Source organism: Cryobacterium tagatosivorans, from assembly GCF_004402215.1.
Lineage (GTDB): Bacteria > Actinomycetota > Actinomycetes > Actinomycetales > Microbacteriaceae > Cryobacterium > Cryobacterium tagatosivorans.
Map to the genome: position 1 here is coordinate 115,532 of NZ_SOEZ01000011.1, position 11,302 is coordinate 126,833.

At 69.1% G+C, this 11,302-nt stretch carries 7 protein-coding genes; 4 read left to right on the top strand and 3 right to left on the bottom strand.

The features are described 5' to 3' along the window. The first annotated feature begins 62 nt into the window (after nucleotides 1–62). From E3O23_RS02500 to E3O23_RS02515, 4 genes are all read left to right on the top strand, one after another. Complete coding sequence (locus tag E3O23_RS02500; RefSeq protein WP_134487804.1) at nucleotides 63–662, top strand: DUF3000 domain-containing protein; 600 nt, start codon at nucleotides 63–65, stop codon at nucleotides 660–662. Then, complete coding sequence (locus E3O23_RS02505) at nucleotides 655–1,851, top strand: ribonuclease D (RefSeq protein ID WP_241983284.1); 1,197 nt, start codon at nucleotides 655–657, stop codon at nucleotides 1,849–1,851. The genes E3O23_RS02500 and E3O23_RS02505 overlap by 8 nt, the downstream gene beginning before the upstream one ends. Nucleotides 1,852–1,929: 78 nt before the next feature. Continuing rightward, a complete protein-coding gene (locus E3O23_RS02510; RefSeq protein ID WP_134487810.1) occupies nucleotides 1,930–3,135 on the top strand; it encodes a thiolase family protein in 1,206 nt (401 codons plus the stop codon). Continuing rightward, the gene (locus E3O23_RS02515) at nucleotides 3,132–5,306 is read left to right on the top strand and encodes a 3-hydroxyacyl-CoA dehydrogenase NAD-binding domain-containing protein (RefSeq protein WP_134487813.1); all 2,175 of its coding nucleotides are present in this window, start codon (nucleotides 3,132–3,134) and stop codon (nucleotides 5,304–5,306) included. Before E3O23_RS02510 ends, E3O23_RS02515 begins: the two co-directional genes overlap by 4 nt. Before the next feature lie 207 nt (nucleotides 5,307–5,513). On the opposite strand, the gene dxs is transcribed toward E3O23_RS02515, so the two are convergent. The 3 genes from dxs to E3O23_RS02530 form a co-directional block, all read right to left on the bottom strand. Then, nucleotides 5,514–7,469, bottom strand: coding sequence for a 1-deoxy-D-xylulose-5-phosphate synthase (gene dxs, locus E3O23_RS02520; protein ID WP_134487816.1), 1,956 nt, complete (start codon nucleotides 7,467–7,469; stop codon nucleotides 5,514–5,516). A 104-nt stretch (nucleotides 7,470–7,573) separates the two neighbouring features. Then, entirely contained in the window at nucleotides 7,574–10,393 is a 2,820-nt protein-coding gene (acnA, locus tag E3O23_RS02525; protein WP_134487819.1) for an aconitate hydratase AcnA, read from the bottom strand. 182 nt (nucleotides 10,394–10,575) lie between these two features. Further along, nucleotides 10,576–11,302 (bottom strand): DUF3159 domain-containing protein (locus E3O23_RS02530; RefSeq protein ID WP_134487822.1); only part of this gene is annotated, 727 nt, incomplete at its 5' end.

An 11,302-nucleotide genomic window follows, 5' to 3' on the forward strand; every position in this document is an offset into this window, starting at 1 on the left:
CACCTCCGAACCGGTCGGCGTGCCTCGCAGACAGCGCCCGAAAAAAACTCTAGTCTGCAAACGTGCCCGAAACAGAGGACAGGCAAACGCTTCCACCGGAATTTGCCGCAGCGCTCGACGCGATTCGGCGCGCACACAGCCGAGCCGAACTCATCGTGACCGAGATCCCCGCTCCCGGCAGCCTGGCCCCGCACGCCGTCGCGCTGGCCGCCGACGTGCGTCCCGTCCGGCACGGCAGCGACTCCGACCTCGGCACCGGCCGGTTCATCCTGCTCTACGACCCCGACGAGCCCGAGGCCTGGGGCGGACGCTTCCGGGTGGTCTGTTTCGCACAGGCTCCGCTCGAGACCGACATCGGCCTGGACCCGTTCCTGGCCGAGGTGGCCTGGGCCTGGCTCGTCGACGCCCTGGACGCCCGCGGGGCGCAGTACACCGCGGCATCCGGCACCGCCACCAAGATCATCTCCTCCGGCTTCGGCGAACTCGCCAAGCAGGGCGACGGCGCCCAGATCGAACTGCGCGCCTCGTGGACCCCCCTGGACCACAACCTCACCGCCCATGTCGAAGGCTGGGGCGAGCTGCTCTGCATGCTCGCCGGTCTTCCCCCCGTCGGCGGAGAAGGAGTCAGCACGTTGTCGTCGCGCCGGGCAAAACGTGGCTGATCACGATGTCATCGAATCGCGGGAGGCCTACTTCAGCGCGATCGAGGCCCTGGCCGGCGGCACCGGGCCGATCGGCATCGACGCCGAACGGGCATCCGGCTTCACCTACTCCCAGCGCGCCTACCTGATCCAGATCTACCGGCGTGATGCCGGCACCTTCCTCTTCGACCCGCCCGCCGTTGGGGACTTCAGCGAACTCAACGAGGCCCTCCTGGACGAGGAGTGGATCCTGCACGCCGCCAGCCAGGACCTCGCCTGCCTTCGCGAGGTGGGCCTTGACCCGGTCAGCATGTTCGACACGGAACTTGCCGCCCGGCTCCTCGGCCTCCCCCGCGTCGGCCTCGGCACCGTCGTCGAGGAACTCCTCGGCATCCACCTCGCCAAGGAGCATTCGGCGGCCAACTGGTCGACCCGGCCGCTCCCCGAGGCGTGGCTCGTCTATGCGGCGCTCGACGTCGAGCTGCTGCCCGACCTGCGCGACCGGATGGTCGAGCTGCTGGTCGAGGCCGACAAGACCCACATCGCCGCCGAGGAATTCGCCGCCGTGCTCGCGCGGGAAACGAAGGCCGCCCGGACCGACCCGTGGCGCCGGCTGTCGGGCGTGCATTCCATCCGCGGCCAGCGCAACCTCGCGGTCGCCCGCGAACTCTGGCTCGCCAGGGACGCGCTCGCCCAGCGACTCGATGTCTCCCCCGGCCGGCTCGTGCCCGACGCGTCCCTCGTGGCCGCGGCCCGGGTGATGCCGGAGAGCCGCCAGGCCCTGGCCGACCTGCGCGAATTCAGCGGCCGGGCCAGCCGCAGCGAACTGGACCGGTGGTGGGCCGCGATCCAGGCCGGCGCGACCACATCCGACCTGCCCGCGCTCAAGGCCAGCACCGACACCCTGCCGCCGCCCCGGGCCTGGGCCGAACGCAATCCAGAGGCCGACGTGCGCTTCAAGGCGGCGCGCGCCGCCCTGACCGCCGTCTCCGAAGAGCTGGCGATTCCGCTGGAAAACCTGCTCACCCCCGATTTCCTGCGCCGGGTCGCCTGGGCCCCGCCCGAGCCGGTGACCCCGGATTCCATCGGTTTCGCTCTCGGCGAGCTCGGTGCGCGCGCCTGGCAGATTGACGCAACCGCACAACTGATTGCCGATGCCTTTGTCGAGGTTCGCCAAACGATCGACCTGCCCTCCGAGTCCGATTCGTAGGAAGAGTCAAAGGATTCCGTCGGCAAATTGACGCCCCCATAGGATCGGATCAGACCTGAGCTGATTGATGGAGGCATTGTGGCCGAGAGAGCAGAAGTCGTCTTTGTGGATGGGGTTCGCACCCCGTTCGGACGCGCCGGTGAAAAGGGCATGTACTGGAATACCCGGGCCGACGACCTGGTGGTGAAGGCCATGATCGGCCTGCTGGAGCGGAATCCCTCCGTGCCCGGCGACCGGATCGACGATGTGGCCATCGCCGCCACGACCCAGACGGGCGACCAGGGCCTGACCCTCGGACGCACTGCCGCGCTCCTGGCCGGGCTGCCGAAGTCCGTCCCCGGATTCGCGATCGATCGGATGTGCGCCGGTGCGATGACATCCGTGACCACGATGGGCTCGGCGATCGGCTACGGGGCCTACGACCTCGCCATCGCCGGCGGGGTGGAGCACATGGGCCGCCACCCGATGGGCGCCAATGCCGACCCGAACCCGCGCTTCCTGTCCGAGCGGCTGGTGAGCGAGGACGCGCTCGTCATGGGCGCGACGGCCGAACGCATCCACGACCGGTTCCCCTCGTACACGAAGGAACGCTCGGACCGGTTCGCGCTTCGCAGCCAGCAGAAGGTGGCCGCCGCGTACGCCGCGGGCAAGATCCAGCCCGACCTGATCCCCGTGGCCACCCGGAGCGAAGCCGGCTGGGGGCTGGCCACGCAGGACGAGGCACCACGCCCGGAGACCACCATGGAGGGCCTGGCCGCCCTCCGGACGCCCTTCCGCCCGCACGGGCGGATCACCGCCGGCAACGCCTCCGGACTCAACGACGGCGCCGCGGTCTGCCTGCTCGCCAGCGGCCACGCCGCCAAGGAGCTCGGCCTCACGGTCAAGATGAAGATGGTCAGCTTCGCGTTCGCTGGCGTCGAGCCCGAGGTCATGGGCCTCGGCCCGGTCCCGTCGACCGAGAAGGCGCTGCGCAAGGCCGGCCTCGCGATCACCGACATCGGCCTGTTCGAGCTGAACGAGGCGTTTGCCGTGCAGGTCATCTCGTTCCTCGACCACTTCGGCATCGACGATGACGATCCGCGCGTCAACGAGTACGGGGGCGCGATCGCCATCGGGCATCCGCTCGCCTCGTCGGGCGTTCGCCTGATGAACCAGCTCGCGCACCAGTTCGAGGCTCACCCCGAGGTGCGCTACGGCCTCACCGCCATGTGCATCGGCCTGGGCCAGGGCGGCACCGTTATTTGGGAGAACCCGCACTTCAACCGGAAGGCAAAAAAGCGATGACCGACTATTCCGCACTCGACTTCACCCCGCTGCTTGCCCTCTCCGGGGACGAGGTCGTCACGCACAGTTTCGTGCGCGACGTTCCCCTCTCGGGCAACCGGACGCTCGCCCTCGTCACCCTCGACAACGGCCGCGACCACACCCGGCCGAACACGATCGGCGCCGCCACCCTGCTGGAGTTCGCCGGGACCCTGGACGTGCTCAGGGCGCGCGCCGGCCGGGGCGAGATCCACGGCGTCGCGATCACCGGCAAGCCGTTCATCCTGGCCGCCGGGGCCGACCTCAGCAAGGTCGGCGAGATCCCCTCGCAGGAGGCCGGCAAGCTGCTGGCGCAACTCGGCCACTACGCCTTCGGCAAGGAGGCCGACCTGGGCGTGCCCTCGTTCGTCTTCATCAACGGCCTCGCCCTCGGCGGCGGACTGGAGATCGCGCTGAACGCCGATTACCGCACCGTCGACGCATCCGTGCCGGCGATCGCCCTGCCGGAGGTCTCCCTCGGGCTCATCCCCGGCTGGGGTGGTTCGTACCTGCTGCCGAACCTGATCGGCATCGAGAACGCGCTCAAGGTCATCATTGAGAACCCGCTGAAGTACCGCACGCTCAAGGGCGCCGACGCTCTCGCGCTCGGCGTCGCCGACGCGATGTTCGATTCGGTGTCATTCCTGGAGAACTCGATCGCCTGGGCCGGCGGCGTCATCGCCGGCACGACGAAGGTGGAGCTGCCGAACCGGCCGAACAAGATCGAGCGCCTGGTGAAGTGGGATGTCGCCATCGGCATCGCCCGCAAATCGCTCGAGTCCAGCATCGGCACCGTCGCGCTCGCTCCCTACGCCGCCCTCGAACTGCTCAAGGCGGCCAAGAGCGGCACGAAGGAGGAGGGTTTCGAACGGGAAGACAACGCCCTCGCCGAGCTCATCGCCAGCGACCAGCTGCAGGCCAGCATCTACGCCTTCAACCTCGTGCAGAAGCGGGCCAAGCGGCCGGCCGGGGCGCCCGACAAGGCGCTCGCCCGGCCGATCACCAAGGTGGGCGTCATCGGCGCCGGCCTGATGGCCAGCCAGTTCGCCCTGCTGTTCGTACGCCGCCTGCGGGTGCCCGTGGTCATCACGGACCTCGACCAGGCCCGCGTCGACAAGGGCGTCGAGTACATCCACAACGAGATCGCCACTCTCCTGGCCAAGAAGCGCATCACCTCGGACGAGGCCAACCGCCTCCGCGCGCTCGTCAGCGGCACCACGGACAAGGCGGACTTCGCCGACTGCGACTGGGTCATCGAGGCCGTGTTCGAGGAGCTCGGCGTCAAGCAGGACGTCTTCGCGGAGATCGAGAAGCACATCTCCCCCGAGGCGATCCTGGCCACCAACACCTCCTCCCTGTCGGTGGAGAAGATCGGCGCGAAGCTCGCCCACCCCGAGCGGCTCGTCGGCTTCCACTTCTTCAACCCGGTCGCGATCATGCCGCTGATCGAGGTCGTGAAGACGCCGCTCACTAACGACGCCACACTCTCGACGGCCATGGTCGTCGCCGGCAAGCTGCGGAAGAACGCCGTGATCACCCGGGACACCCCCGGCTTCGTGGTCAACCGGCTGCTGGCGAAGCTGCTCGGCGAGGCCATGCACGCCGTCGACACGGGCACGCCGTTCGAGGTCGTCGACGGCGCCCTCGCGCCGTTCGGCCTGCCGATGACCCCGTTCCAGCTGCTGGAGCTGGTCGGGCTGAAGGTCGGCGCACACGTGCTCGACACCCACCATGCCGCCTTCCCCGAGCGGTTCTTCGAAAGCGCGAACCTGCACAAGCTCGCCGAGTACGGCAAGGTCCTCGACCGCGACGCCAAGGGCAAGATCAAGGGCTTCGACAAGGGCGCCGTCAAGATCGTCGCCGGCGGCACGGCGCCGATGACGGCGGAGGAGATCCAGCAGCGGGTCGAGGACGGCCTGGCCGACGAGATCAAGCGGATGCTGGACGACGACGTCGTGCACGCGGCCGAAGACATCGACCTGTGCATGATCCTCGGCGCGAACTGGCCCTCCCAGATGGGCGGGGTGACGCCGTACCTCGACCGGGTGGGCGCCAGCGAGCGGACCTTCGGCGCCACCTTCCACACCCCGCAGATCCGCGGCGTGGGCGCTGCGGCTCCCGCTCCGACTCCGGCCCCCACCCCGGCCGCCTAGGTCCCGCTCCGCCCCTCCCCGCGAAACCGCAGTTGTGCGCCCTAAACTTGCCCTTTAGCGCGCACAACTGCGGGTTCGCGAAACCGTCGTCCCCGCGAAAACGCAGTTGTGCGCGCTAAACACGCCGTATAACGCGCACAACTGCGGGTTCGCGGGATCCCGTGGGGCGGGGTCCCGCGGCACGGCAGGCGGGCGGGGCGGGGCTGGTCAGTCGCGGCGGGGGCGGGAGACCGGGATCGAACCGGTGGGCGTGTGGCGCTCTGGCAGCGGGCGGGCGTGCGGGATCTTGCTGCCGAGCACCATGGCGACGACGTCGCGCGCGATGTGCTGCGGTGTCAGGCCGACGCGTTCGAGGATCTCGGCCCGCGAGCCGTGGTCGAGGAACTCGTCCGGCAGGCCCAGCTCGGTGACGGCGGTGTCGACGCCGGCCTCGCGCAGGTCCTGGCGGATGCGCGTGCCGATCCCGCCGACCCGGATGCCGTCTTCGATGCTGACCACGATCCGGTGCTCCGCGGCGAGCCGGATGATGCTCTTCGGCACCGGGACGACCCAGCGCGGGTCGACGACGGTGGCCCCGATGCCCTGGGCGGCGAGCCGCTCGGCGACCTCGAGTCCCATGCCGGCCATCGGGCCGACGGTCACGATGAGCACGTCCTTCTGGGAGCCGGCGTGGAGCACGTCCACCCCGTCCTCCAGCCGTTCGACCTGGTCGTATTCGATGCCGACGCTGCCCTTGGGGAAGCGCACCACTGTCGGGGCGTCGTCGACGGCGACGGCCTCCCCGAGCTCCTCGCGCAGCCGGGTCGAGTCGCGCGGCGCGGACAGGCGGATGCCCGGCACGGCCTGCAGGATCGCGAGGTCCCACATCCCGTGGTGGCTCGGCCCGTCCGGCCCGGTCACACCGGCCCGGTCGAGCACGAACGTCACGCCGGCCTTGTGCAGCGCGACATCCATGAGCACCTGGTCGAAGGCGCGGTTGATGAAGGTCGCGTAGAGCGCGACCACCGGGTGCAGGCCGCCGAAGGCGAGGCCGGCGGCGGATGTCACGGCGTGCTGCTCCGCGATGCCCACGTCGTGCACACGGCCGGGGAAGCGCTCGGCCATCTTGTGCAGGCCGGTCGGCCGCAGCATGGCGGCGGTGATCCCGACGAGCCGTTCGTTCGCGGTGGCGAGGGTCACGAGCTCGTCGGCGAAGACGGAGGTCCAGGACGGGGCCCCGGCCGATTCGGTCGACTCCCCCGTCTCCGGGTCGATCTGGCCGACCGCGTGGAACTGGTCGGCGGCATCCTGAACGGCCGGGTCGTAGCCCTTGCCCTTCTGGGTGATGGCGTGCACGATCACCGGGGCGCCGTATCCCTTGGCCTGGCGCAGCGCCTCGAGCATGGCCTCCATGTCGTGGCCGTCGACCGGGCCGATGTACTTGATGTCGAGGTTGGAGTAGAGCGCCTCGTTGTTCGAGAACCGGCTGAGGAAGCCGTGCAGTCCGCCGCGCATGCCGCGGTACAGCGCCCGCCCGGGCGCGCCGAGCCGGTCGAAGGCCCGCTGGCTGGTGAGGTAGAGGCTGCGGTAGCTGCGGCGCGTGCGCACGGTGTTGAGGAACCGCGCCATCCCGCCGATGGTCGGCGCGTAGGAGCGGCCGTTGTCGTTGACGACGATGATCAGGCGCCGGGTGTTGTCGTCGCTGATGTTGTTGAGCGCTTCCCAGGTCATCCCGCCGGTGAGCGCGCCGTCGCCGACGACGGCGATGACGTGCCGGTCGTCCTGGCCGGTCATCTCGAAGGCGCGGGAGATCCCGTCTGCCCAGGAGAGCGAACTGGAGGCGTGCGAGCTCTCGACGATGTCGTGCACCGACTCGGAGCGCTGTGGGTAGCCGGCGAGACCGCCGAGCTGGCGCAGGTTGCTGAAATCCTGGCGCCCGGTGAGGAGCTTGTGCACATAGGACTGGTGCCCGGTGTCGAACACGATCGAGTCCCGCGGCGACTCGAAGACCCGGTGGATCGCGATGGTCAGCTCGACGACGCCGAGGTTGGGCCCGAGGTGCCCGCCGGTCTTGGAGATCTCGCGGACCAGGAACTCGCGCACCTCGGCCGCGAGTTGGACCAGCTGCTCCTTCGAGAGGGCGTCGAGGTCGCGGGGACCCGTGATCGTCTCCAGAAGGGACATCGATACCACCTTTCGCGTTTGGGCACGTGCGCCCGAAATTGCCACTGGCGCGCAAACTCGAACGTTCCGAGTCTACGCGCCAGCGGCTGGCGGAGCTGGGAGCCTTAGGCGACCAACGACCTCAGCACGTACTGCAGGATGCCGCCGTTGCGGTAGTAGTCGGCCTCACCCGGGGTGTCGATCCGGACGACCGCGTCGAACTCGACGGTCGGCTTGCCGGTCTCGGAGTTCGCGCTCGGCGCCGCGGTGACGCGCACCGTCTTCGGCGTGGTGCCGTGGTTCAGTTCGTCGATGCCCGTGATGGTCACGACCTCGGTGCCGTCCAGGCCGAGCGAGCCCCAGCTCTGGCCGGCCGGGAACTGCAGCGGAACGACGCCCATCCCGATGAGGTTCGAGCGGTGGATCCGCTCGAAGCTCTCGACGATGACGGCCTTGACGCCCAGCAGGCTGGTGCCCTTGGCCGCCCAGTCGCGGGACGAACCGGAGCCGTACTCCTTGCCGCCGAAGATCACGAGCGGCGTGCCGGCGGCCTGGTAGTTCTGGGCCGCGTCGTAGATGAACGCCTGCGGGGCGTCCGCCACGGTGAAGTCGCGGGTGTAGCCACCCTCGACGCCGTCCAGCAGCTGGTTGCGCAGACGGATGTTCGCGAAGGTTCCGCGAATCATGATCTCGTGGTTTCCGCGGCGCGAACCGTAGGAGTTGAAGTCGCCGCGGGCCACGCCGTGCTCCAGCAGGTACTGGCCGGCCGGACTGTCGGCCTTGATGTTACCCGCGGGGCTGATGTGGTCGGTCGTGACGGAGTCGCCGAGCTTGGCGAGGACGCGGGCACCGACGATGTTGGTGACCGGGCTGGTCTCCAGCGTCATGCCGTCGAAGTACGGGGGCTTCCGCACGTAGGTCGACTCCGGATCCCATTCGAAGACCTCGCTGTCCGGCGTCGGCAGCGAACGCCAGCGCTCATCCCCGGCGAAGACCTCGCCGTACTCCTTGGTGAACATGGCCGTGTCGATCGAACTGTCGATCGTTGCCTGCACCTCGGCGGAGTCGGGCCAGATGTCCCGGAGGAACACGTCGTTGCCGTCGGTGCCCTTGCCGAGGGCATCCGTCTCGAAGTCGAAGTTCATCGACCCGGCGAGTGCGTAGGCAATGACCAGCGGCGGGCTGGCGAGGTAGTTCATCTTGACGTCCGGGCTGATCCGGCCCTCGAAGTTGCGGTTGCCCGAGAGCACCGCGGTGACGGCCAGGTCGTTCTCGTTGATCGCGGTGGACACCTCGTCGATCAGCGGGCCGGTGTTTCCGATGCAGACCGTGCAGCCGTAGCCGACGGTGTAGAACCCCAGGGCCTCGAGGTCGTCGGTCAGGCCGGCCTTCGCGTAGTAGTCCGTGACGACCTTCGAGCCCGGCGCCAGCGTGGTCTTGACCCACGGCTTGGAGGTCAGGCCCTTCTTGACGGCGTTGCGGGCGAGCAGGCCGGCGGCGAGCATGACGCTCGGGTTGGAGGTGTTCGTGCACGACGTGATGGCCGCGACGGCGACCGCTCCGTGGTCGAGGGTGTAGCTCGCGCCGTCCTTGGTGGTGATCGGGACCGGGCTGGACACGGACACCGGGGCGTGGCTCACGTGCTGGTGGGACAGCTGGTGGGCGCTGATCTCGTCCTCGGCGGTGAAGCCGATCGGGTCAGAGGCGGGGAAGGTCGCCTCGACGGCGGCGTCCACCCGGGACAGGTCCTGGGTCGCGTAGCTCTGGAGGTCCGTCTCGAACTGCTCCTTGGCGCGGCTGAGCTCGACGCGGTCCTGCGGACGCTTCGGCCCGGCGATCGAGGGCACCACGGTGCCGAGGTCGATCTCGAGGTACTCGCTGAAGACGGGCTCCTGGGCGGGGTCGTGCCACAGGCCCTGCAGCTTGGAGTAGGCCTCGACCAGCGCGACCTGCTCGTCGCTGCGGCCGGTGAGGCGCAGGTAGTCGAGGGTGACGTCGTCGATCGGGAACATGGCGGCCGTGGAGCCGAACTCGGGGCTCATGTTGCCGATGGTGGCGCGGTTGGCGAGCGGGACCTGGGAGACGCCCTCGCCGTAGAACTCGACGAACTTGCCGACCACGCCGTGCTTGCGCAGCATCTGCGTGATGGTGAGCACGACGTCCGTCGCGGTGACGCCGGCCGGGATGGAGCCCTTGAGCTTGAAGCCGACGACCTTGGGGATGAGCATGGAGACGGGCTGGCCGAGCATGGCCGCCTCGGCCTCGATTCCGCCGACGCCCCAGCCGAGCACGCCGAGGCCGTTGACCATGGTCGTGTGCGAGTCGGTGCCGACGCAGGTGTCCGGGTAGGCGCGGAGCTTTCCGTCGACCTCACGGGTGAAGGTCACGCGGGCCAGGTACTCGATGTTGACCTGGTGCACGATGCCGGTTCCCGGCGGGACGACCTTGAAGTCGTCGAACGCGGTCTGGCCCCAGCGGAGGAACTGGTACCGCTCGCCGTTGCGCTGGTATTCGATCTCGACGTTGCGCTCGAGGGCGTTCTCGCTGCCGAAGAGGTCCGCGATGACCGAGTGGTCGATGACGAGCTCGGCCGGGGCCAGCGGGTTGATCTTCTTCGCGTCGCCGCCGAGTTCGGCGACGGCCTCACGCATGGTGGCGAGGTCGACGATGCAGGGCACGCCGGTGAAGTCCTGCATGATCACGCGGGCGGGCGTGAACTGGATCTCCGTGTCGGGATCCGCGGAAGGAACCCAGGCACCCAGGGCGCGGATGTGATCGGCCGTGATGTTGGCGCCGTCCTCGGTGCGGAGGAGGTTTTCGAGCAGCACCTTCAGGCTGAACGGCAACTTCTCGTGGCCTGCGACGGTGTCCAGTCGAAAGACTTCATAGTCCGTCGAGCCAACGCGCAGGGTGTCCTTTGCTCCAAAACTGTTAACCGCAGACACGAGGTCCTCTCCTTTGTGGGAAACCGCCCGGATACCCGGCGGCCATCCTCAATCCGTGTGGCCGAACACACCCGGTGCCGGCATGGTTAGCCTAGCTGGGCGTGCGCTGATCGGCCGAGTCTCAGCGTCAAACTATCTTGACGTCGAGATAACTCTAGCAGTGCCGGGGACCGGCATCCGCCCTAGTCATCCGTCGGCGGTTCGCTCTGTTTCGGGTAGATCGAGCGCACCATGAGCCAGGAGACGATCAGCAGCGGGGCGTAGAGCGGAAGCCCCATCAGGAGTTTCAGCGCGCCCAGGGCCTCGACGTTGCCGGAGTAGTACAGGGGCAGCTGCACGATGAGCCGCGCGGCGAACAGGCCGGCCCAGCACAGCGTGAGGATCGTGAGCACGCGCCGCTTCGACGGGTTGGTCCGCCAGGCAATGCCCTCGCCCATCAGGAACCCGACCGCGAGCCCGATCAGCGGCCAGCCGATGAGCGCCGAGACGAGCAGGACGGCGCCGTAGACGCCGTTGGTCCAGAACCCGGGGAGGTAGAAGTCCTCCGCCTTGCCGGTGAACAGGGCGAGCACCGCGCTGATGCCGATGCCGACGAGGCCCCCGATCGCCTGGGTGAGCGTCTGCTTCGCCGCCAGGCGGAAGCCGACGAAGACAAGCCCGACGACGACCGGGGCGATCAGCGACAGGACGAGGTCGCGGGTGAGCGTGTAGCTGACCAGAAAGACCAGCCCCGGCAGCACGGCCTCGACGAGCCCGCGGATGCCGCCCATCGATGCCAGCAGGGTGTGTCCGCTGATCGGCTCCCCCTCGGCAGCCGCCGCGAAGCCGGCGCGCCGGGCAGCCGCGGCCATCCCGTCGGCGAACGCCGAACCGGCGGCCGGGGCGGCCGGGGCGGCCGGGGCTGCCGGC